Below are 23,067 nucleotides of genomic sequence, written 5' to 3' on the forward strand. Positions count from 1 at the left end.
TTGAAAAATTTAATATAACTTTAGCAATATTTAATCTGAAAGGAAACTCACTATGCTTTTCCATAGTATTCTGTTTACAAAAAAACATCTGACAAAACAGCACAAACAGCTGTACCGCCTGAGTATTTTACCGATTTAAATCTCGATCAAATTATAGATACTATTACTCAGGGCAAAGAAAAATATAATTTAAAACCTTTTTTATACGCCACTGCATGACTGTGAAGAAATCAGTTGTCTACTGATATAAAAAACTGCCTATAAATGTCTCATCACCCACCTCATGGGCAATGAAAAGCTTTATCTGTCCTAGTTTTTACATAGTACAATCTAAATAATAAATGAATTTTTTTCAGAACAATTAACAATAACTATCATATTTTACTGAAATTAATTCTAATCTATGCCATAATAGTATCAAAGTAATTATCTGCAAGGGAGTTGATACCATAATGGACAATCCGATTAATGAAACATCATGTTCTGAAATATATCTTGCCGGTGGATGTTTTTGGGGATTGCAGGCTTATATAGATAAACTATATGGTATAACATACACTACTGTCGGTTATGCCAATGGAAATACCGCCAATCCAACATATGAACAAGTTTGTTCCAATACCACCGGTTATGCGGAAACGGTACAAGTTAAATACAATCCATCACTTATCAGCCTTAATAATTTATTAAGCCATTTTTTCAAAGTTATCGATCCTACTTCCTTTGAACGACAAGGCAATGATTCTGGCAACCAATACCGCAGCGGAATCTACTATACAGTTTCAATTGACCGACAGATAATTGACCGACAGATCACCATTGAACAGCAAAAATACCAAAAACCGCTGGTAACTGAAGTTTTGCCACTCAAGTGTTACTATCCCGCCGAAAAATACCATCAGAAATATCTGGAAAAACATCCCGGCGGCTATTGTCATATCGATTTAACAATACTGAACCAAGATCCAATGACAAAACAAAATCATAACGAACATGCTGCCAATCTTTCACTCGACAGCGCTTTAACAACTGAACAATATTGTGTTACGCGGCAATGCGGTACTGAACCGCCCTTTTTGAATAAATATTGGAACAATCATGCCAAGGGCATTTATGTTGATATCGTGACCGGTGAACCACTATTCAGTTCTAATGATAAATTTGATTCCGGTACCGGCTGGCCAAGTTTTACTAAACCAATAAGTAAAGCTGCCGTCGAAACACGGCATGATTCTTCACATTCTATGGAGCGTATTGAAGTGCACAGCCGGCACAGCGAAAATCATTTGGGTCATGTCTTTCCCGACGGACCGCGAGAATCCGGCGGACTACGCTACTGCATAAACAGTGCTGCCTTACGTTTTATTCCTTTGGAAAAAATGACCGAAGAAGGTTATGGTGCTTTAATATCAGCAATCATCTGATTTTATTGCTATATAATTTCATTGATCAGGAGGAAAATCTTGTTTAATAATCATTCTGCTGCCGGTAAATCCTGCCCTGCTAAAAATTCTACGGTCTCAATAGGTGCGTTATGCCATCAAACAGCAAACTTACAGCACCTGAACGATAAAGACGCTATTTTAGTGATAAGTTTTGGTACTACACAAAAACAGGCCCGGCAGAACGCTATCGAAAATATTACCAACAAAATACAAGCGGCTTATCCTTTGTTAAAAATAGTCAGTGCCTTTACTTCGCATATCGTCATCCGGCGCATTAAAGAAAATGAAAACCTTAAATACAACACACCGGAACAGGCACTGGATAAATTGGCTGCAGACGGTTATACACGCATTGCGATAGTGGCATTGGATATCATTCCCGGTATAGAGTATGCTTATAAACAAAAAGTGTTTGAACTATATAAAAATCACTTCAAAAAAATGACTATGTCCACTCCTTTGTTATATTGGCAAGGACAAAAAAACCACCGGGATGACATTAATGATGTTTTTGCCACATTTTTACATGAACTGCCAATTAAAAAAGACAATTTTGATGCATTGCTGGTTTTCGCACATGGTACTAAGCATCCCGCTAATGCCTACTACACTGCAATACAGGCCAGATTAAATTGTTCCCGGCAGCAACCGCCTGTTTTTGTTTATACCGCTGAGGGTTATCCTGATCTCAGCTCAATTATCCCTATGCTGAAAATTAATAATTATAAGCGCCTTTTATTACTTCCTTTTATGATTGTCGCAGGCGAACATGTTTATAATGATATGAATGGCGACAGCATGACTTCCCATAAGTCATTATTACAACGACAAAATTTCCGTATCAGCACTTATTTGCATGGACTAGGGGAAAATGAAACGATTTGCCGATTTTTCCTTGATCGCACCAAAGAAACATACCAACTGTTGGTAAATTAACCCTTATGAGGAGATATTAATGAAACAACATACAATGCATGCCATATTGCTTGAACCTGAAAAAAAACCTGAAATACTGTTATTGCCCACAGAAGGACTGACTCATGAAGAAGCTATTCGTGATGTTTTAGAGGGTAACTATGGAGCCTTAGAGTTTTTTAAAATACAAAATGATATTTCTTTGTTTATCCTCGTCAATGATTTTAGTGCCATACTCGGTATGAAACCCAATCGCTATTTTCCCGCACCTGATGAAAAACAAATTATTTTCGGCAAAGCCATTTTCATAGCTGCTTATAACGGTGAATCAACCGACAGAGAAGGTACCTTGGATATGCCGACAGATATCTGTAAAATTTTTATTGAACAAATCGATAAAAATTTCACTCCGTGCAAGGGAACAGAAAAACCGCATCACAAGGATATCATTTATTATGACAATAAAGGCCAGACTGATGAACGTGCTTACATCTGGCGGGAAATAAAAAAACCCGACCGTCTCAGTAAACCATTACCGGCCGGACGAGTCAATTTTTATGGACGTGAAACACGTGAAATCATGGAGATAAACAATCATTTCTTCAAAAAAGTTATTCTAAAGAGAAAATAATATGTCAATAATCTGGATACTGGTTAACACAGTCATACCATTATACCTTACAATGATTTAACAGCTATCCTGCAGCCATAACATCGGAATCTTTACTCACACATAATACAGTACCGAAAATGGAACTTTGTATATTTATTTAGATTACGCACTATATATGACAGTTTTTACGTTAAATCCGCTTTTTCATCTTCACAATTCCCAAAACTGCAACAACTGCAACAAATATCACTTCCAGCCAGCCGCCAATCAGCAGCAGATATATTCCCAATGCTTTATCCATCAACATCATCTTAGCTGCTGTAAATGCCAAAATTCCACTTCCCAAATAGATAATGGCAGGAAACCTTTTCATAATAAGCAGCAGCAACTGCGCTCCGCCGATTATTATAGGCATACTTATCAGCAGTCCGCACAAAATGAGACTCCATTTTTCATCAGGTACAGTATTAGCAACACCGGCCATTGATAATACATTATCGAGACTCATAACAAAATCAGCAACCATAATCGTCTTTACAGCACCCAAAAATGTTGTTGAAGCCTGCTTACCATGCTGTGCTTTATCATCAAACAATAATTTCAACGCTATATAAAATAATGCTATACCGCCGATAAACTGCAAATAAGGCACCGTCAATAATTCTGTGGCAAATACGGTAAATACTACACGTATGATTATTGCTCCGGCACAGCCGATCAACATTGCCTTAAACCGATCCTCAGCATTCAAATTTTTACAGGCCAATGCTATCAAAATAGCGTTATCTCCACTTAATATTAAATCCAATATCAGTATGCCACCTAAAGCAGCAAACCAATCTAATGAAAAAATTCCTGCCAAATCAATCGCCTCATTTCCTTCAAATTTTTATATAATATACAAAAAGACCCTGTCTTACAGAATATTTCCGTAAAACAAGGTCTTGCTTACATTATCTGCCGGCCGCACCGGAGGTTATAACTCGTATTGACGATTATCGGCCGTTCAGCTACTCCCCTTATCAAATAGCATTATTCAATTTCTTATAAATATAGCATGAAATAAATTATTTGACAAGCACTATAATATATTTATCTTAATTCCGTCAGATATTCTTCAAAACAAATGCCTTCTTTTCCTGGGATGCCGATTTTTTCAGTATAAATCAAACTTTTGCGCACGAACTCAGCAGCCTTATTCACAGCAATCGCAGCAGTTTCACCTTTTACCATAGAAGCTGCCACAATTGCCACAAAAGCATCACCTGTACCTGAATGAGCAGCCCCTGTTTTAGGCACTTGTAAAAGCCTGCCCTGTCCATTTTGATAAATATAATTACCAATATTCACACCGCGTTCAATTCCTGTTATGATAACGGTCATCTTAGAAGGTACTTTATTAAAATCTGCCAGCTTTTCACTGATTTGGCAAAGATCTGTATCACTTATCCATCCGTCAACCGGATAAGGCCTGTCAATGAGATTACAAGCTTCTGTCAAATTAGGAGTCAACACATCAGCAGCGGGCAGAAGCACCTTCATGCGCCTGCATAATTGCGGTGTATATGATGCATATAATTGTCCATCATCCCCCATGACAGGATCAACTATCAATAGTGTCTTATCAGCAGCAGTTGTTCCGTTCCGCTTAAAAGTCTTAATAAAGTCATTTACAATATGTATCTGCTGCTCAGAGCTGAGAAATCCTGTCAGTATGCCATCAAATTCCAACTGCAGCTTACTCCAATTATCTATATAAGACTGCATTCTATCAGAATAATCATCCATATAGTAACCATCAAAGCCGGTATGTGATGATAGAATCGCCGTTGGCAGCGGACAAACCTGGACTTTAAGGGCTGCCATCAATGGCAGTTCGATTGTCGTCGAACAGCGTCCAAATCCCGTTATATCATTAATAAGTGCTATTCTTTTTTGTTTCATGTCCGCTCCATCATCCAACCTATGTAATAATATTTATTATAAACTAAAAACTCCGCTGAAAAATAGCTGCGGAGTTTTTAGTTTATTAGTCATTTTACCGGATTAGCCACGACTTTTCTTTTTGCCCTGCGTCTTTCCCCATATTCACGAAAAGTCACCCAGAGCGGTGTAGCCGTAAAAATAGAAGAATACGAACCAAAGGCAAATCCGACTATCAATGCAAACGCAAAATCTTTCGTTGTATCTCCGCCAAACACATATAATGCAACGGCTGTTACCAATACCGTCGTCACCGTATAAATAGACCGTGTCAAAGTCTGATAAATACTGCGGTTGGCCAATTCTTCAATATCGCCACCGCGTTTAAAATGTAATTTCAGATTTTCGCGAATACGATCAAATATAACTATGGTATCTGTTACCGAATAGCCTACTATAGTTAAAATAGCCGCAATGAAAGAAGAATCTATTTCTTTTTGCGTCAGAGAAAATACACTGAGCACTACCAACGTATCATGCACTAATGCCAATACTGCCGCCAACCCAAATTTGAATTCAAACCGATAGGAAATATAAGCAATTATCAACAGCCATGATATCAACGTCGCCCAAACGGCATTCATTATAAGATCTTTCCCGATGGTTGCGCCAACTTTTTCTTCACGCAATACTTTATAATCGCCTAACTTGTTTTGTAAGTCAGTCATGACTTCCTGACGCTCTGTCTGCGACAAATCTTTTGTCCTTATCATTACGTTCTGTGCTTTTGTATCACTACTGGCATTACCCGACATCTGTATCTGACTGTTTCCCAGCCCATAGTCATTCATTGCTGACCGGATATCATTTATATCAACAGTATTTTCAAACTCCAGATTGATTAATGTACCACCGGTAAAATCAATTCCCAGATTAAACCCCTTGGTAAACATACAGATAAGCCCGGCTATTATTATCAACGATGAAAAAGTATACCATATCTTGCGATGACCAACTATATCAAATCTATTCATCATTTCACCGCCTTTTCTGAAAACAAAGATGCGCCAAAAAGGCGATGATTATGTACTATATCAGCACCGATAAGCCATTTCATCTGATATTGTGTCATTGTTGTCGCCGTAAACAAGCTCAATACTGCACCTAACCCTAAAGTAATGGCAAACCCCTTTATAGGTCCGGTTCCAAAGAAAAACAAAACAACAGATGCTATTATTGTCGTCAAATGTGAATCCAATATAGTCACAAAAGCACGTTTAAATCCAGCATTCATTGAAGCGCGAATCGTTTTTCCGAATCGCATTTCCTCTTTAAAATGCTCAAAGATAAGAACATTGGCATCAACAGCCATCCCTACCGATAATATAATACCTGCTATCCCCGGCAGAGTGAGCGTTGCATCCAGCATTTTCAAAAGGAACAACAAAATCAGCACATACGCCATCAAGCTTATGTCAGCAATAAATCCAGACACTCGATAAAATACCAACATAAACAAAATTACTGCACCCACACCAATGGCAAAGGCAAATTCACTTTTGTCCTTTGAATCTTGTCCCAGTGTCGGTCCTACCGTACGTGTTTCTACAACCTGTACTTTTACCGGCAGCGCCCCGGAGCGCAGCAGCAATGCCAGATTGTGTGCTTCTTCAATAGAACGGTTACCGGTTATGACCGCCTTGCCACCAGTAATTGGTTCTTTAACATTAGGCGCCGTTAAAACATTGCCATCAAGAACAATTGCAATAGTTCTGCCAACATTTTCAGCTGTCAGATCAGCAAACTTTTTAGCTCCTTCATCACTGAATTCCAATGAAACGAGATTTTGTCCCTGTTGGTCGGTTTCTTCGCGGGCATCCTTCAAATCGGTCCCGGTAAGTCCGACGTTACCGTCTTCATCTTTAAATTCAAGCATTGCCGTTTTGCCAAGTACATCAATAGCTTTATCCGGATCTTTTACACCGGGCAGTTCGACAATAATGCGGTTTTGTCCTTCACGCTGGATGACTGGCTCAGTCAGTCCCATAGCATTAACACGATTTTCCATTATCTTAACAACACGATTCATCGCATCATCATTAACTTTTGCTTGTGGAGTATCTACCCCTTCCAAAACTACATGTGTCCCACCCTGTAAGTCGAGACCTTGCCGTATCGAATATGCTAATGGCTTAATAAATGCAATAAATGCGACCACAACGCATATGACTACGACAGCGAGCTTTACAAAACTTTCCCGCTTCAACAATATCCCTCCAAAATAAATTCTTTATCCCCAAAATAAAAAATAATCATAATCATTTTGATACAATCTGTTTTTATTATAGCCATATCAAATACATAATGTCAATTTTTCCATATTTCAATCACATTGTCGTGATTCAATAAAATCAACTACAATTGATAGTACCTCAATTGGTGTCAGCTTATCCGTCAGCAGATACAAGTCGGCATGACTACGGGCATCAGATAATCTGTCATGTTGTATATCTATATGTTCTTGCGTCCACCGTTCACGGCGGCGTTTCTGTACTGTCATCAACGTGGCATCAAGCACTATGAGCAAATCCGGTTTTCTTTTCAGCCAAAGCCTTTTTACACAGGAATGTTCCTGGGCTATATTACAGGCGTCATAGCCTTTTTCCTGCAATTTCCCGACCAATGTGGATTTACCCGATGCACAAACGCCAACGACCATAATTTTCATGCTGTCTCTCCGTTAAAATGGAAATACTACATTTACCCGGCTGACCCGCACCGGTGGATTATCCTTTTCACATACGCTCATAGCCACAACTGTCATATCATCACCGGCTTTATTTTCATCAAGCTGCAATGCATATTCCATAATGCTGTTAACAATAAAATCAACGTCTTCAGCCGAATTTTCCTTTACAATGTCCATTATTTTATCAAAATCAGCCGTTTTACCAATTGTTTTTCTGCCGGCTGACTGTATTCCGTCTGTATAAGATACAATTACCATCCCCGGTGTTATCGGCAATTCATAGATAAGCGGCTTAGTATGGTGATGCACACCAATCGGATTTACATTGTCGTCATATACGCAAACATAATCATCAGTTTTAATAATAACGGGACAATTGGAATTACGGCTTATAACCATGGTCTGTGTATCGAGATCAGCACTGATAACAGTAAGCGTACAGGAAACCTTTTTATCCTTGACTGCGTATAAATAATCATGCACAGCACGTGCAACTGCACCGTCACGAGTTCCATCACCAATCAACGAAACTGCCCGGTTTACCACTAACCCGCTAGTATGATGTGCCGATAGTCCATGTCCCTGTCCATCGGCCAGTATAAGCGATAAACCGCCTTGCGGCCGTTCTGCCACATCACTGGTATCACCGCTGAATTCCATCGCATAACGAGTAGTTTTAGCCATAGCCACTTTTATTTCCATAACAGACAGACTTCCCCATCGTTCTTAATAAAATAATTTATTAAAAAATTTTTTTCTCCGTAATGACCATATCTAACAGTATGTCATGTGGTTCCACAGGTAATACCGCTGCTTCCTGTCCGGCAAAAAATACTCCGGCTTTAACAGCTCCGGCTGCTTTAGGCAAAAAGCGGTCATAAAAACCGCCCCCCATCCCCAATCTCTGTTTAGAAGAAGAAAAAGCAACTCCCGGCACAATTATCAGATCAATATCACTTGGATCAACAAAGTGCCTTTCATCTGCCGCAACAGTCAAAATATTTGACTTACCCGCTGTAAGCTTTGCCAAATCCTGCACTACAGCAGCCCGCATGATACCATTAGTCAAATCTTCTATATAAGGCAGGCATAAAATTTTCCCCCGCCGCAGAACATCTTGTAAAATATCCTGTGTTTGAACTTCATCCGGCATCGACGCGAATGCCATAACACACTCAGACTGCTGATAGACTGGTAATGACAACACCTGTCTGCATATGTCAGCACTATATTGGGACAGCTGCTGCGATGTGAGACTGCGCCTGAACAACAGCGATGCTTTGCGTAAGTTCTTTTTACTTTGCATTTTCCGCATCATTTTTTTGCTTGCTTATATTACTGCCAATGGCGGCACGTGATACTTCAATTTCCACATTATCTGCTATTTTTAAACGTGCCCGATCTTCATTGAGCGAAGTCACTTCGCCATACACACCGCCGACAGTAATTACCCTGCTCCCCACTTTAATTGATTCAATCATTGCCTGGCGTTTCTTTTGTTGTTTTTTCTGTGGGCGATACAAAAGAAAATAAAAAATCACAACTAGTAATACCGGAAAAGCAAAAGCTTGCAATTGCTCCATATCCATTAATAAAAACACTCCTTAAATAAAATCATGATTAATAAAAGCATAACTTATTATACATTTCGACATAATATAAAATTACTCCTCTACTTTATTTTATATTGTGCAGCAAATTTATTATGAAATTCAACAAAGCGATCTTCAATAATTGCCCGGCGCATTTTCCGCATAAAATCAATGAGAAAATATAGATTATGGGTTGTCAGCAACCGCAGACCGAAAATCTCGTTTACCCGTACTAAATGTCTGATATAAGCCCGCGAATAATTACGGCAGGCATAGCATCCGCAGTTTTCATCAATTGGAGAAAAATCATGTTCAAATTCAGCATTTTTTATGATCATCCGTCCCTGCCATGTCATTGCTGTTCCATTACGAGCCACACGTGTCGGAAAAACACAGTCAAACATATCAATACCGCGTTTTACACCTTCTGCCAAACAATCCGGAGTCCCAACCCCCATTAAATAACGCGGTTTATTTTGCGGCAGGTAACCGGTAGTATAATCAAGCACGTCATACATCATTTCTTTCGGCTCACCCACGCTTAATCCGCCGATAGCGTAGCCTGGCAAATCCATCGCGACCAATCTTTCAGCGCAGTCTTTGCGTAGTTCTTTATACATTCCCCCCTGCACAATACCAAACAATCCCTGACCAGAACTTGTAAGTGTATTTTTACAGCGCTGCGCCCAGCGTAATGTTCTTTCTGTTGATTTTTTCGCATAATCATAATCTGCCGGATAAGGAATACATTCATCAAACGCCATGACAATGTCAGATCCCAGTTCCATTTGAATTTTTGTGGCTATTTCCGGTGATAAGAACTTTTGTGAACCATCAATATGAGAGCGAAAAGCAACTCCTTCTTCCGATATTTTGCGCAAAGCTCCCAGACTAAACACCTGAAATCCACCGCTATCGGTCAAAATACCTCTATCCCAGTTCATGAATTTATGCAGACCGCCCGCCTCACGAATCAATCCGGAACCGGGCCGTAAAAATAAATGATATGTATTACTCAAAATTATCCCGGCGCCTATCTGCTTTAATTCCTCCGGTGACATAGCTTTTACTGATGCTTGTGTCCCCACAGGCATAAAAATCGGCGTTTCAAAACTGCCGTGCGGTGTATGAATGATCCCCGCTCGTGCTCCGGTTTCAGAACATTGTTTTATTAACTCATATGTAATAGCTGGCATTAATTTTCCTCACAATTATATTCAATAGATAAAATTATAACGCAAAATCCCATTCTTCAGGTCGATTATTCCTGCGCTTTTTTTGTCACATAAACGCACAAACTGAAACAAGTAATCACATAAAACAGTAAAACGGCTACTGATATCATATTTGGCACTCCTCCACTGCCAATTCCCCGCAGCAAAAGACTTGTATGTGTCAATGGCAGTATATGCACAAAATAATAAAATGCTGTGGGCAGTTTATCCGGAGAGAAAAACGTGCCGCATAAAAAAGACATCGGTAACAAAATATATGTATTAAATCTTCCCATGTCTTCATATGAAGCAATGGTCATCGCCGCATAAAAACCAATTTCAGCAAATATCGCACAGTTTAATATCAACACCAGCAAAAATAGCGGCGTTATTGTAAAATCAGCACCAAAAGCATATGCCAATATTATTATAATTGCTGAAGAAATCATTCCCCGTAATATAGCTGCCAATATTTTCCCAATAGCAAATGACAATGGATTTATCGGTGCCGTAAAATATTCTTCAATACTCTTATGATAAACTCGTTCACCATGCAGTGATGTTAAACTGTTAAAGGAAATATTCATCGAATTCAAGGCCAGTATCCCGGGCACCAGAAAGTTAATGTATGCCCCGCCACCAGTCGTGATACTGCGGCCAAGTCCCCAGCCAAATGCCACCAGATAAAGAATCGGTGCTACCATACGGCTCAAGATAAATTTTATCATACGACGTTTTAATACTATCCAATCACGCCAAAAAGCCGTAATAATGTCATACAGCATCACTTATTCACCCTTCTTCCTGTCAGCTCAACAAATACATCCTCTAAATTAGCATGACGGCGCAATATATTTTCTTGAAAAAGATTATCAGCAAAAGTTTTTGCTTCATCTTTGCTGTGAAATATCTTAAACTCACGTTCCGTCTTTTCGTTATCCCATTCAACCACATAACTGCCAATTTTTTGCTGTAAAGCCTGCGGAGTATCAAGTGCTATAAGTCTCCCCTTATTCATTATCGCAACTCTGTCACACAAAGCTTCGGCTTCTTCAATGTAATGAGTAGTCAAAACTATAGTTACACCACTACGCTGCATCTTCCTTATTAAATCCCAGATGCGCCGGCGTACCTGAGGATCAAGAGCGACAGTCGGTTCATCCAGAAACAATATGTCCGGCTCATGCATAAGTGCCCGCACAATCAGCAGACGCCGTTTCATACCACCTGATAATGCCCGTACATTATCATTAATCCGATCAGTCAGTTCAACGTAATTCAGCAGCTTATCTATTATAATTTTCCTTTTCTTAGCAGGTATATGGTGCAGCCGCCCATGCAGCTGCATATTTTCTCCCACTGTCAAGTCCTGATCAAAATTTATATGTTGTGGAACAACACCAATTAATTGCTTGATCTGTTTGGCAGCAATCGCCGTATCTAAATCATCATAATATATTTTTCCTGCCGTCGGCTTAGTCAGCAAAGTGAGCATCCGTATAATAGTCGTTTTGCCCGCACCATTTGGTCCCAGCAATCCAAAAATTTCCCCTTTATTGATTTGCAGATCCAATCCGGCAACAGCCACTTTAAGATCATCTTTTCCCGCAGCATTTTTATAGGGAAAAACTTTCCTAACACCTTCAAGACACAGCAATAAGCATCCCTCTCTTCATTATACCGACACTAAAACTCAATACCCTTTTGTGCCTTTATTCCTTTTGCATAAGGATGTTTTATTTCTTTCATCTCAGTCACCAAATCGGCTTCGGCAATTATACTATCCCGCGCATCACGTCCTGTCAATACTAAGTGCAATTTCGCCGGTTTTTTAGAAATAAGCTGCAATACATCTTCTTCTGTCAACAAATTAAACTTTACTGCATAATTTATTTCATCGAGAATCAGCATATCCCATTCACCGCTGGTTTCTTCCTCCAATGCTTTTTGCCAAGCCGTTCGGGCAGCTTTTATATGTTCTTTTTGCTCTACTCCGGTATCTTTATGAGTAAAACCTTCCCCCATCTGTATTATCTTTATCCGTTCTCCCGGCAGTGCCTGCAGAGTATTGAGTTCTCCGTATCGCCAGCCGCCTTTGATAAATTGAATTATAAGCACTCGCATATTTTCTCCCCAGGCTCTTATTGCCAGTCCTAAAGCCGCGGTCGTTTTCCCCTTGCCATTGCCCGTATTAACTATGACAAGCCCTTTCGTATCCATATTTTCCCTCCTAGTATCAAAGGCCATTATGCCACCATGCCGGCACAACAGGCAATAGTACTATTACCAGTGCAATAAACAATACAGTAGTCGTATACATTATTTGTATAGCAGAAATAATATGTCTTGAGCACAGACGCTCACAAATATCTCCCATATAAGCACGAAAATGCGGCTGTCCAAAATAAAAATTTTGCCCGCCCAGTCTTATATCAAGAGCCCCGGCCATAGCCGCTTCTGTGAAGCCGCCGTTGGGACTCGGATGTTTCTTGGCATCGCGCTTCATCATTTTCCAAGCATTTTTATAGTCAAAATGTAAAATGGCTGCGGCCACTATCATTAAAACACCGGTTAAACGAGCCGGAACAAGATTGAGCGCGTCATCAATACGCGCTGAAGCCTTACCAAAATAAAAATACTTATCATTCTTATAACCGACCATTGAATCCAATGTATTGGCCATTCGGTACAAAACCGCCCATGGCAGCCCGCCGATAAAAAAATAAAACAATGGCGCAATTATCCCATCAGTAGTATTTTCTGCAATTGTTTCAACTGTTGCTCTCACCAGTTCCGGTTCTTCCATTGCATCGACATCCCGTCCGACGATATAGTGTACTTTCCGTCGAGCCATTTCTATATCATCGTGCAATAAACTGTTAATTACACCCTCACCAGCCTGCATGAGCGCTTTTGGTGAAATCATAAAACTTAGCAGCAATGCCTCGACCATAAGCCTGAGCCACCAATTAAGAGCAAATTTCTCCATGCCCCATAATATTCCCCAAGTAATAGCGTAAGATGCAGCCAATAATACCAAAGAAAATATCATTCCCATTATTAAATTCAACCATTTATTATTCTTATCACGCCGCAATATATGTTCGAGTCCTGCTATACCTTTCCCCATCAATGCTACAGGATGGAATTTGCTATCCGGATCACCAATAATTGTATCTATTATAAAGGCGGATATTGCTATTATTGCCGGTACCATACCGTCATCTACCCCCGTTGCATCTTATTCTTGTCGACAAATATTTTCTAATTCATATGTTGTAATTTTTTTTGTATGGTTCTTGCTGTGGGCGTCTTGGCAAGTCCGCCTTCTGATGTTTCCCTTAAGGCTACCGGTATCATACGGCCAATTTCATACATAGCAGTAACAACTTCATCCGGCGGTATGACACTCTTCACTCCGGCCATAGCCATTTCTGCTGCAGTCAGTGCGTGCACCGCATAAAATCCATTACGTTTTACACAAGGTACTTCTACTAATTCTGCCACCGGATCACAAACAAGTCCCAAAGTATTTTTCAAAGCCAGTGTTGCTGCCTGCATCAATTGTTCACTGCTGCCTCCCAATATATCCACCACAGCCGCTGCCGCCATTGCTGCAGCCGTACCGCATTCAGCCTGACATCCACCAACAGCTCCTGCTATACAAGCGTTTTTGGCAATAACATTTCCTATCCCTGCCGCAGTAAAAAAAGCATTGCAATATCTTTCCTGGTTTGCCCCTTTAGCTTCACCGACGGCAAAAACGGCAGCCGGTACAATACCGCACGAACCCGCTGTCGGGCAGGCAACAATTTTATGCATTTTAGCATTTCCTTCACTCACTGCCAATGCGTATAGCAACGCCCGGTGTCCGATATTTCCCAATAAAAGCGGGTCCATATGCTCAATTTTTTCAGCATCTCTTCCCACCATGCCGCTCATTGACAACCGTTGATCATAAAGTCCCTCTTTAACTGAATCAGCACATACCTTAATTCTCATCTGCATTTTTTCTATTACTTCTGCTTTAGTAATCTCATATTCTTCAGCTTCACGCTGCAAAACTACCTGTGCAACAGACATATCATGCTGCTGCGCCAATGCCAGCAAGTCAGCCAATGTTCTATATTCGAACATCTATTATTCCACCTGCAATTCAATTATCTTATTATGCAACATTTTTTCAAAGCGGATCAATAGCTATCACGACACTCATTATCTCCAATGAATTTATTTTTTGCACCACATCATCCGGTACTTCACTATCGGTATCAATTATCATTACCGCTTCTTGATGTTTACCTTTACGAAAAACTCTCATCCGGGAAATGTTGATATCTTTTTCCGATAGTAACGATGAAACCACAGCCACTACACCTCTTTGATCATTATAAACCATCAAAAGTGTATATTCTTCACCGCGTACATCAGCAGCAAAACCATTAATTTCACATATTGATACTTTACCGCCGCCTAATGACACCCCGACAATTTCCATCTTTTTCCCATCAATTCCCGTAAGTTCCAGTTTTACCGTATTAGGATGCAGCATTTCTTTTTCAGATGTTTCGATATTCACGGGCAGTTTTTTTTCAGCAGCAAAAGAAAAAGCATTTCTTATCGCCGGATTGTCCGCACCATACCCTAATAGTCCGGCTACTATTGCTCTATCCGTACCATGTCCGCGGTAAGTTTTAGCAAACGAACCATAAAATATTATTTTTACCGCAGTCGGCTCAGATTTTAAAATATGACGTGCCAGCAGACCGATCCTGGCCGCACCAGCAGTATGAGAACTTGATGGTCCGATCATTACCGGACCAATTATATCAAATACTCCCATGTCATCCTCCCGATTAAGCACTACAATATATCAAATTGCTTTTATTATACCATATGCTTTCTTGTTTATCATACAACTACTTTATCTCACGCAAGGATTTCATTTATGCTTATCTTATAAGCACATTGCTACGATTTAATATTTATATCCATGCAAATATCCGATTATAGACACAAAGACAGCCTGCTATCTTGCATAATAACAGGCTGTCTTTAAATATTATAATATTGTAAAATTAGAAAACTGCCATAAAAAATGGTCATGGTCTGTATTCTAATCAGGTTAGCAAGCTAAACTACTATTTTTTTTATCTAATTTACGCATCTTTTCGCAAAAATTGTCAGTTAAATGTATTTCTATCGTCGATAAATCCTTCTCGATATTTTTAACTTTGATCAATGTCTGATCACCTAAAACTCTGACAATTTCAGCAGCATTCCCCGGTACATTCTGCTGCCGCAAATAATAGGCAAAAACCAAAAAATCCTGTTCAACCGCAGCTACTTCTTCCCCCGCGGCTGTGAATACCCGAAAGGACGGTTCAGTATGTGCATCAGTAAAAATCAGCATACGGTCGGCACCGATACCATATTTACGACTGCAAAGCAATTCCATGCTTGCCGATCCCGGCATATAATCAACCGCTTCGTATACCATATATTCAATATCTCCGTATAGAAAATTCATAACCACATGCATCATATATCGCCTCCGCCTTTCATTAGTATTAGTATATCAGGCATCATATACAGTTAAAATGCTAAATATGCTTTTTATATTGCAAAAAATGCTTTATAATATTTCAATAGATATTTGGTTAAGGAGAACACTTCCATGGAAAATTATGAAAAAAAAGGGTATCTAATTCCGGAATTTAAAGTCTTTCGCCTTAAAGACCGTTTAGCTCCCGTACCCTTTCACTATCACGACTTTCACAAGATTATCTTGTTTATCAGTGGCAAAGTCGATTATATAATAGAAGGCAAGTCATACCCATTAATACCGCATGATATAATTTTTGTCAGTGCCGGTGAAATTCACCGCCCAATAGCTGATTCCAACATTCCCTATGATCGGATAGTAATATATGTTGCTCCGGATTTTTTACAAAAATACACACGGCAGCAAGAAGATTTAGCTAACTGTTTTACCCTGGCCCGCAGCAGTTCCAGTGTTATGCATTTAACCCCCGGCAAAAGCCATGATCTGCTTTATCATATGGAAAAGCTTGAGCATACAGCCCGCCAAAATGATTTTGCTAATAATCTTTATACTGAAATATTATTTATTGAATTTATGATACTATTAAACAGATCCCTGCTCAGTCACGAGCTAAATGAGATACATGTAGCCGTTTATGATAAGAAAATTTTACCGCTTTTAAAATATATCAATGACAATTTATCAGAAGAATTAACAATTGACACTTTATCAACGAAATTCTTTATGAGCAAATATCACATGATGCGCCGTTTTAAAGATGCCACCGGTTATAGCATCCATCAATATATTTCCAATAAACGTTTATTACAGGCTCGTACTTTGCTATCATCTGACATTTCCCTCACCAAGATATGTTTTGATTGCGGTTTTCGTGATTATTCCACATTTTCCCGGGCCTTTAAAGAATTATTTCATCAAACACCCACACAGTACCGTAATAACAATTTTTTTAAGCATTGACGGTTTAGTATCTATATTTTAAAATTCTGCACTTTTTCCTGTAAATCGCATGCCAATTGTGACAAATTATGGCTGGCTGCCGCTATCTCCTTTACTGATGCCGACTGTTCTTCTATTGCTGCCGCCACACTTTGTGTTTCCTGGGCACTTTGCTCACTGATATTGTTAATGTCAACACTTGCCTTAAACATCACATCAGTTTTGTCCGGCATATTTTCAATATATCCAGCCACTTCTAATATTTCCTGTGCTAATGAATCAACCTCTACTGTATTAATTATTTTTTCTACTGGCAGCTTTTTGTAAAAATTTTTCCTTTTCCACAGCAAATCTTTCATGACTGCCCTTGCCTATTTCACCGACCTCATCAAAAGCAACCACTTCATAAGATACTTTACGTCTGTCAACAGCAATAACTTTAGCTTCGGCCTTAACCTTCATTCCCACTGGTGACGCACTGGTATGAACAACGGACATCGCTATTCCTACCGAAGTCCAGCCTTCCGGTAAAACTGTTTGCAACAGTTCCGCTGCGGCCTGCTCCATCAATGCAGTCATAGCCGGTGTCGCATAAACTTCAAGAGTCCCGCTTTTCATTGCCAAAGCAGTATTATTCTTATCCACAATACTGCTTACCTTTTTTACCATACCGACTTTGACCTTTTCAGTTACTTCCATATGATTACCCCTCTTTTTATCATTACCGCAGCTTTTTGTATAAATTTTCCCCTCCTGCATTATTGCGACAGGAATCTTTTTCTATTACTATACAATAAAAACTGCTATAATAGATATAGTTTTAATATATACTATTATATATCCAATTGGAGGAATATGCGTGGCAAAAATTATCTTAACGGGAGATCGTCCTACCGGAAGATTGCATATAGGCCATTATGTCGGTTCTTTGCGGGAACGTGTAAAATTACAAAATTCAGGTACATACGATAAAATATTCATTATGATTGCTGATGCCCAAGCTCTCACTGATAATGCTGATAATCCAGAAAAAATACGACAAAATATAATTGAAGTTGCACTTGATTATCTGGCTTGCGGTCTTGACCCGGAAAAATCGACAATTTTTATACAATCACAAATTCCTCAACTACCGGAATTATGTGCTTATTACATGAATTTGGTAACAGTTTCACGCTTGCAGCGTAATCCTACAGTGAAAGCAGAAATTCAGTCAAGAAATTTCGAAACCAGCATTCCTGTCGGATTTTTCACCTATCCCATCAGTCAGGCTGCAGATATAACAGCTTTCCAGGCCACAACCGTCCCGGTAGGCGAAGACCAAATGCCGATGCTTGAGCAAACCAGAGAAATAGTTCGCAAATTCAATAGCACTTATGGTAAAGCTTTAACTGAACCGGATATACTTTTACCCAGCAATGAGGTATGCCAACGTCTGCCTGGTATTGATGGAAAAGCAAAAATGAGCAAATCTATTGGCAACTGCATTTATTTATCAGAAACCGCCGATGAAATCAAAAAAAAGGTAATGAATATGTATACCGATCCTGACCATATACGTCTCAGTGATCCAGGGAAAATCGCCGGCAACACTGTTTTTACTTATCTTGACGCTTTCTGCACTGCAGAACATTTCAAACGCTATCTGCCAGATTATAACAATCTAGACGAATTAAAGGCCCACTACCAGCGCGGTGGTCTAGGTGATGTTAAGGTAAAAAAATTCCTTTATGCCATATTAATGGAATATCTTGAGCCGATAAAGAAACGCCGTACTGAACTTGAGAAAAATATTCCTGCCATATATAAAATGCTGCAAGATGGCAGCCAAAGAGCACGCGCAGTTGCTGCCCAGACTTTGAAAGCAGTAAAAAGCGCCATGAAAATAAATTATTTTGATGATGATGAACTTATAAAAGAACAAGTAAAACGCTTTCAAGGATAAATAATTAATCGTATTATTTATTAATATTATTAATACAAATTTTTGCTCATGTTGAGGGGTTGTCGCACGCAGCCATTTTCATTCATAATATGCATCTGTTCCTTTTGTCCGCCCTTAAAAGGGCGGGAAACCACGCAGCGGTGGTGGATTGCATCCTTATGAGGTCAATGTTGTTCATGCGACGGCCCCTTATTTTTTACAAAAACAAATTAAAGACCTGTACTCTTACAATATCAATATTCCGCATCCGGCAGCGATATTTTACTTTCATATTTATTTATCCCTGCCGTAATATGAATATATTGACTACCCAAAAAAGACTGCAAATAAAAACTTAAATTTCCAATACTTTTCCTATTGCCTCGGCTACACCATTATTATCACAATCTGCTGTTATAAAAGTTGCCCTTTTCTTAACACTGTTGTCAGCATTTCCCATGGCGACAGCGATACCTGCATATTCAAACATTTCCAAATCGTTACTGCCATCCCCCAGCACCATTACCTCTGCCGGTTTAACACCGAGATATCCGGCTAATGATTGCAATCCAGTAGCTTTGGTGGTGGCTAACGGCGTAATATCTATCGTATATTGAGTATTTTGCTGAAAAGACACATATTTACCAAATTTTTCATTTAATGAATCCAATATGCTTAGAGGTAGTTTTTCATTATCACGCAAAATAAACTGTGTTATTTTATGGGTGTATTTTTTATAGTCATTTCCTGTTTCAATAAAATTAAACGGAACTACAGTTGTATAATCGGGAAACATTGACCAAGAAAAATACGGGGCAATATTTTTCATTCCTATATACCAGCTGCAGTATACTTTATTTGCAAAAAGGAACGCTAAGATTTCTTCTCCGACACAGTCATCTACGTATTTTTCATAAATCAATTCATTTGTATCAACAGTACGCATCATACCGCCATTACAGGATATCACTGGCACCTTGCTGTCGATTTTTTTACCGAAAAAAGCCGCACAGGTATGCATTCTTCCCGTTGCTATCGAGGTATATATTCCCATTTGTGAAGCTTTTTGCAATATTTGCGCCGTTGCGTCACTTACAGTTTTCCTGCTGTTTAAAAGAGTCCCATCCAAATCACTTACAATTAATTTTACTGCCATATGCATTCTCCCTGACATTTCACAAATTATTCGTATATATTGCTCAATTCTTCCAAAAATTCCTGTTGCTGCTGCACATGCAGCAATTTATCGACCTTTTCTTTTTGTTTGAGAATCCTAAACAGCTTATTTACAGCATCTACATCCTCACTTTTTATTGCTGGTAAACATATCAATTGAGCTTCATTTCCATTTTTATCCCAGACTACTTTCTTTTTCAATCTTGCAAAAACGATAATTGATTTACTTACAAATGAAGGTAATCCATGCGGCAATGCGACTGCATTTCTAAAATAGGTGCTGCTCATCTTTTCCCGCCCTGACACGGAGTCTATATATTCAAATTTCACAAACCCCTTATTAAATAGAAGCTTCCCCAACATGTTAATTATTTCTTTTTTCGACGTACATTCTACTTCCAACAATATAAATTCTTTTTTTATCAGTGTATGCATCAAACCGCCATTATTTTCCTGTAATAAATAATCCAAAAACATTCGTTTATCTTTACCAAAGTCATTGTCATAAGGTATGAAATTCAATCCCTTTATCTTAGGATTAATTGTTCCGACAACAGCTATTATATTATACTGATGTTTTATATTATCAATTTTTTCTTTTACATTATCATCCATTATACTCATCGGAATGATTTTTACCTTAGCATAGTAGCGCGCTAAGGTATCTTTTATTGTCAATGCTACCCCATGGCCTGTAAGACACATACTGACAAACGCCGGTGGTTTATTGGAATTTTCTACTGTCACCAATGAATAGTCATGCTTTGAATTAATAATATCATAATATATATTATCAAGTGATTCTTCCGAGGCATCAGCTTTACGTACTGCTTCTATGACAGAAATAAGGTCTACCCTGTCAATAGTTCTTGTTTGTATCCCGGTTCTGCTGTGAACGATTTCCCCAATGGTAACCAATGATCCCATGTCAACGAAGAAAAGTATCCCTTCATCTGCATTTAGTGATTTTGCCACCTCTACCACCTGTTCAAATATTTTTATTGGATTAACATCCAGTGGCATATCTATTGCTATGGGGAAATCAACATTCAGCATTTTTTTTACAACATTTATCATTTCCGAGGCCACTTTACCATGAGAAATAGTAATTATAGCTATACGATTTTTTTTATCCGGCAGCTTTAACAATTCGTGTATATATATTGCTATAAAACCGGTTTCGCCTTCGGGCACCTCAATCGACTTACTTTGTGCCAATTTCTGCGCCAATTTACCAGCTAAATCAAATTCATCTGTAAAATTTTCCTTGATATAAATAAGATTGGGGTTCATTATTTCCTGATTGAATTTTATTCTTTTTACCGCTTCTTCTAAATGTATCGCCAGATAAATCAATACCTTTTCATTTATTTTCCTATCTGGATAAATATTTTTAACCAAATCTTTAAAATCTTTCAATAATTGTATTATTGAGGAATCAAAAAGATATTTTAAATCGTCTAGTGATGATAAATTTTTATCTTGTGAATCCAAACTTATTTTATTAAAGTACCCCAGCAAAAAATCCCATATTATTTTTTCTGTTTCTTCAACATTTACGTTGTTTTTCTTTAATTCATAATATTTATTCTCAATGGTTTCATATATGTCACGTGGCAATGAATACTGGTTTTTAACTGCGAGCATTGAATCCTCAATTTCATCATCATTAGGAATAAATAAGGCATCATTGAATCTTATCGTATTTTTCTGCGTATTTATATCATAAAAAAATTTTTGATATAACACTTCATTAAATCCTATATATATTTCTTCTCTTTTATTATTGATTTTATCCACGTAGGCGTTAGCACAAGTCACTTGAATTTCACTTTTCAACTGTCCAATATTTCCCGAGTATTTCTTAAAAACAAAAGCCTCCATTATTTTTGCCTTAACTAATATTTTATAATTTATCCTGTTAGCTTCTTGTTGAAAAAAACCATGAATCAACTTTATTTTCTCATGCAGCGATCTGTCTTCCAACGTAGGCAGTTCAATAATCATCGGTATTCTTCTAAAAGTCAGCAGCAGTGATGATTCTATATTCTCTGTAGTCGCTCCGATAAAATATATATGAGTGGTCCTTTCCACTTCCACTTCACCCATGCGTCTGAATTTTCCTCTGTCCAAAATTGAAAACAACATTTCCTGTCCTTTTGGTGGTAAACGATGAATTTCATCCAAAAAAAGCATACCATTATCGGCTTTTTCCACTATACCTTCCGTATCCTTATCAGCACCTGTAAATGCCCCTTTTTTATACCCATACAATATAGAAACCAATAACTGCGGATTATCACTATAATCAGCACAATTAAATAACATAAACGGTGCATTTTCCTTTAACACTTTTTGATCAACTGCATATTTATACATATATTCTGCAAATAATGTTTTTCCAGTCCCGCTTTCGCCTACAATAAGCGTAGGCAGTCCCAAAGGAGGATACAAAATAGCTGCCTGTCCCTGCTTTATGTTTTTTAACAAACTTCCATCATAACCGATTAATTTTGAAAATATATTATTTTTTTGTTTCTCTGACGATTTTTCTGTATTTTCTTTTTGCATATCTTTTAATTCATTTATTAATTCCGTTACATATGTTCTTGATATACATATCCCTGATTCTTCCAGTTTATTTACAAGTCCGCCAATACTTATATCTGGTTTTTCTGCCATTATTTTACTTACAACAGTCTTTACTATTTCTCTTTTTCTTGTACGTGAATTTGGTATTTTAAGTTCTTTTCTTACCCCGGTGACAGTTTCACGTAAAATAGATAATTGCACTGCTAATTGTTCATCTGTAAGAGGATTTTTTTTATCTTCAGCATTAATTAACGCTGTAATTTTATCCTTTAACGTTACAGTCACTCTATATGCTCTTTTTACTAATTATCATTCTATTTTCCAATTATGCTCCGGCAAGATATTATTGCTATTATTTTAAACTAAACTAAGTCAAAACTAAAGCATATTCTAAAATATTAATTTCTTATATTAGCAGA

At 38.3% G+C, this 23,067-nt stretch carries 25 protein-coding genes; 5 read left to right on the forward strand and 20 right to left on the reverse strand.

Annotated features, from left to right (window positions below; all coding sequences use genetic code 11):
• Positions 1–452: 452 nt before the first annotated feature.
• The 3 genes from msrB to F8M42_RS09895 are packed head-to-tail and all read left to right on the forward strand — an operon-like array spanning position 453 to position 2,991.
• Entirely contained in the window at positions 453–1,424 is a 972-nt protein-coding gene (msrB, locus tag F8M42_RS09885) for a peptide-methionine (R)-S-oxide reductase MsrB (RefSeq protein ID WP_182186377.1), read from the forward strand.
• A 39-nt stretch (positions 1,425–1,463) separates the two neighbouring features.
• Positions 1,464–2,381, forward strand: a complete 918-nt coding sequence (locus tag F8M42_RS09890; protein WP_182186379.1) for a sirohydrochlorin cobaltochelatase — start codon at positions 1,464–1,466, stop codon at positions 2,379–2,381.
• Between the two features lie 19 nt (positions 2,382–2,400).
• Positions 2,401–2,991 (forward strand): hypothetical protein, encoded by a 591-nt coding sequence (locus tag F8M42_RS09895; RefSeq protein WP_182186380.1) that lies wholly within the window; start codon positions 2,401–2,403, stop codon positions 2,989–2,991.
• A 172-nt stretch (positions 2,992–3,163) separates the two neighbouring features.
• Here F8M42_RS09895 and F8M42_RS09900 read toward each other — a convergent pair whose 3' ends face one another.
• The 16 genes from F8M42_RS09900 to F8M42_RS09975 all read right to left on the reverse strand — a co-directional run bounded on the left by F8M42_RS09900 (position 3,164) and on the right by F8M42_RS09975 (position 15,996).
• A complete protein-coding gene (locus tag F8M42_RS09900) occupies positions 3,164–3,835 on the reverse strand; it encodes a TerC family protein (RefSeq protein ID WP_229711330.1) in 672 nt (223 codons plus the stop codon).
• Positions 3,836–4,065: 230 nt separating this feature from the next.
• Positions 4,066–4,917: a pyridoxamine kinase gene (locus F8M42_RS09905; protein ID WP_182186381.1), complete on the reverse strand. Its 852-nt coding sequence runs from the start codon at positions 4,915–4,917 to the stop codon at positions 4,066–4,068.
• An 89-nt stretch (positions 4,918–5,006) separates the two neighbouring features.
• Positions 5,007–5,930 (reverse strand): protein translocase subunit SecF, encoded by a 924-nt coding sequence (gene secF / locus F8M42_RS09910; RefSeq protein WP_182188718.1) that lies wholly within the window; start codon positions 5,928–5,930, stop codon positions 5,007–5,009.
• Complete coding sequence (secD, locus tag F8M42_RS09915) at positions 5,930–7,162, reverse strand: protein translocase subunit SecD (RefSeq protein WP_182186382.1); 1,233 nt, start codon at positions 7,160–7,162, stop codon at positions 5,930–5,932. The genes secF and secD overlap by 1 nt, the downstream gene beginning before the upstream one ends.
• Positions 7,163–7,279: 117 nt before the next feature.
• Positions 7,280–7,624 carry a hypothetical protein gene (locus tag F8M42_RS09920; protein WP_182186383.1) on the reverse strand — a complete coding sequence of 115 codons (345 nt, stop codon included), beginning with the start codon at positions 7,622–7,624 and terminating at the stop codon, positions 7,280–7,282.
• A gap of 12 nt (positions 7,625–7,636) precedes the next feature.
• Positions 7,637–8,347: a PP2C family protein-serine/threonine phosphatase gene (locus tag F8M42_RS09925; RefSeq protein WP_182186384.1), complete on the reverse strand. Its 711-nt coding sequence runs from the start codon at positions 8,345–8,347 to the stop codon at positions 7,637–7,639.
• A 40-nt stretch (positions 8,348–8,387) separates the two neighbouring features.
• Entirely contained in the window at positions 8,388–8,963 is a 576-nt protein-coding gene (locus F8M42_RS09930) for a 5-formyltetrahydrofolate cyclo-ligase (RefSeq protein WP_182186385.1), read from the reverse strand.
• Positions 8,941–9,234: a preprotein translocase subunit YajC gene (gene yajC / locus F8M42_RS09935; protein ID WP_182186386.1), complete on the reverse strand. Its 294-nt coding sequence runs from the start codon at positions 9,232–9,234 to the stop codon at positions 8,941–8,943. Before yajC ends, F8M42_RS09930 begins: the two co-directional genes overlap by 23 nt.
• An 83-nt stretch (positions 9,235–9,317) precedes the next feature.
• Positions 9,318–10,433, reverse strand: coding sequence for a tRNA guanosine(34) transglycosylase Tgt (gene tgt, locus F8M42_RS09940; RefSeq protein ID WP_182186388.1), 1,116 nt, complete (start codon positions 10,431–10,433; stop codon positions 9,318–9,320).
• Positions 10,434–10,498: 65 nt separating this feature from the next.
• Positions 10,499–11,236: an ABC transporter permease gene (locus F8M42_RS09945; protein WP_182186389.1), complete on the reverse strand. Its 738-nt coding sequence runs from the start codon at positions 11,234–11,236 to the stop codon at positions 10,499–10,501.
• Entirely contained in the window at positions 11,236–12,108 is an 873-nt protein-coding gene (locus F8M42_RS09950; RefSeq protein ID WP_182186391.1) for an ABC transporter ATP-binding protein, read from the reverse strand. The genes F8M42_RS09945 and F8M42_RS09950 overlap by 1 nt, the downstream gene beginning before the upstream one ends.
• 29 nt (positions 12,109–12,137) lie before the next feature.
• Positions 12,138–12,671, reverse strand: coding sequence for a cob(I)yrinic acid a,c-diamide adenosyltransferase (gene cobO, locus F8M42_RS09955; protein WP_182186392.1), 534 nt, complete (start codon positions 12,669–12,671; stop codon positions 12,138–12,140).
• Positions 12,672–12,687: 16 nt separating this feature from the next.
• The gene (gene cbiB, locus F8M42_RS09960) at positions 12,688–13,668 is read right to left on the reverse strand and encodes an adenosylcobinamide-phosphate synthase CbiB (protein ID WP_182186394.1); all 981 of its coding nucleotides are present in this window, start codon (positions 13,666–13,668) and stop codon (positions 12,688–12,690) included.
• Between the two features lie 47 nt (positions 13,669–13,715).
• Positions 13,716–14,588, reverse strand: coding sequence for an L-serine ammonia-lyase, iron-sulfur-dependent, subunit alpha (sdaAA, locus tag F8M42_RS09965; protein ID WP_182186395.1), 873 nt, complete (start codon positions 14,586–14,588; stop codon positions 13,716–13,718).
• Between the two features lie 46 nt (positions 14,589–14,634).
• On the reverse strand, positions 14,635–15,294 hold the full coding sequence (gene sdaAB, locus F8M42_RS09970; RefSeq protein ID WP_182186397.1) for an L-serine ammonia-lyase, iron-sulfur-dependent subunit beta: 660 nt from the start codon (positions 15,292–15,294) through the stop codon (positions 14,635–14,637).
• A gap of 282 nt (positions 15,295–15,576) precedes the next feature.
• A complete protein-coding gene (locus F8M42_RS09975; RefSeq protein WP_182186399.1) occupies positions 15,577–15,996 on the reverse strand; it encodes a hypothetical protein in 420 nt (139 codons plus the stop codon).
• Positions 15,997–16,128: 132 nt separating this feature from the next.
• Between F8M42_RS09975 and F8M42_RS09980 the strand changes: the two genes are divergently transcribed.
• Positions 16,129–16,977 (forward strand): AraC family transcriptional regulator, encoded by an 849-nt coding sequence (locus tag F8M42_RS09980; protein WP_182186401.1) that lies wholly within the window; start codon positions 16,129–16,131, stop codon positions 16,975–16,977.
• Positions 16,978–16,988: 11 nt separating this feature from the next.
• Here F8M42_RS09980 and F8M42_RS09985 read toward each other — a convergent pair whose 3' ends face one another.
• Together F8M42_RS09985 and F8M42_RS09990 are read right to left on the reverse strand one after the other, a co-directional pair.
• Positions 16,989–17,315, reverse strand: a complete 327-nt coding sequence (locus F8M42_RS09985) for a methyl-accepting chemotaxis protein (RefSeq protein ID WP_182188772.1) — start codon at positions 17,313–17,315, stop codon at positions 16,989–16,991.
• Positions 17,251–17,655: a thioesterase family protein gene (locus F8M42_RS09990; protein ID WP_182186402.1), complete on the reverse strand. Its 405-nt coding sequence runs from the start codon at positions 17,653–17,655 to the stop codon at positions 17,251–17,253. Before F8M42_RS09990 ends, F8M42_RS09985 begins: the two co-directional genes overlap by 65 nt.
• Positions 17,656–17,815: 160 nt before the next feature.
• Between F8M42_RS09990 and trpS the strand changes: the two genes are divergently transcribed.
• Positions 17,816–18,901 (forward strand): tryptophan--tRNA ligase, encoded by a 1,086-nt coding sequence (gene trpS, locus F8M42_RS09995; protein ID WP_196598464.1) that lies wholly within the window; start codon positions 17,816–17,818, stop codon positions 18,899–18,901.
• Between the two features lie 334 nt (positions 18,902–19,235).
• Here trpS and F8M42_RS10000 read toward each other — a convergent pair whose 3' ends face one another.
• The gene (locus tag F8M42_RS10000; RefSeq protein ID WP_182186404.1) at positions 19,236–20,036 is read right to left on the reverse strand and encodes a Cof-type HAD-IIB family hydrolase; all 801 of its coding nucleotides are present in this window, start codon (positions 20,034–20,036) and stop codon (positions 19,236–19,238) included.
• A gap of 26 nt (positions 20,037–20,062) precedes the next feature.
• Entirely contained in the window at positions 20,063–22,933 is a 2,871-nt protein-coding gene (locus F8M42_RS10005) for a sigma 54-interacting transcriptional regulator (protein ID WP_182186406.1), read from the reverse strand.
• Positions 22,934–23,067 lie beyond the last annotated feature (134 nt).

Origin of the sequence: Pectinatus frisingensis (assembly GCF_014076555.1) — a bacterium.
Lineage (GTDB): Bacteria > Bacillota > Negativicutes > Selenomonadales > Selenomonadaceae > Pectinatus > Pectinatus frisingensis.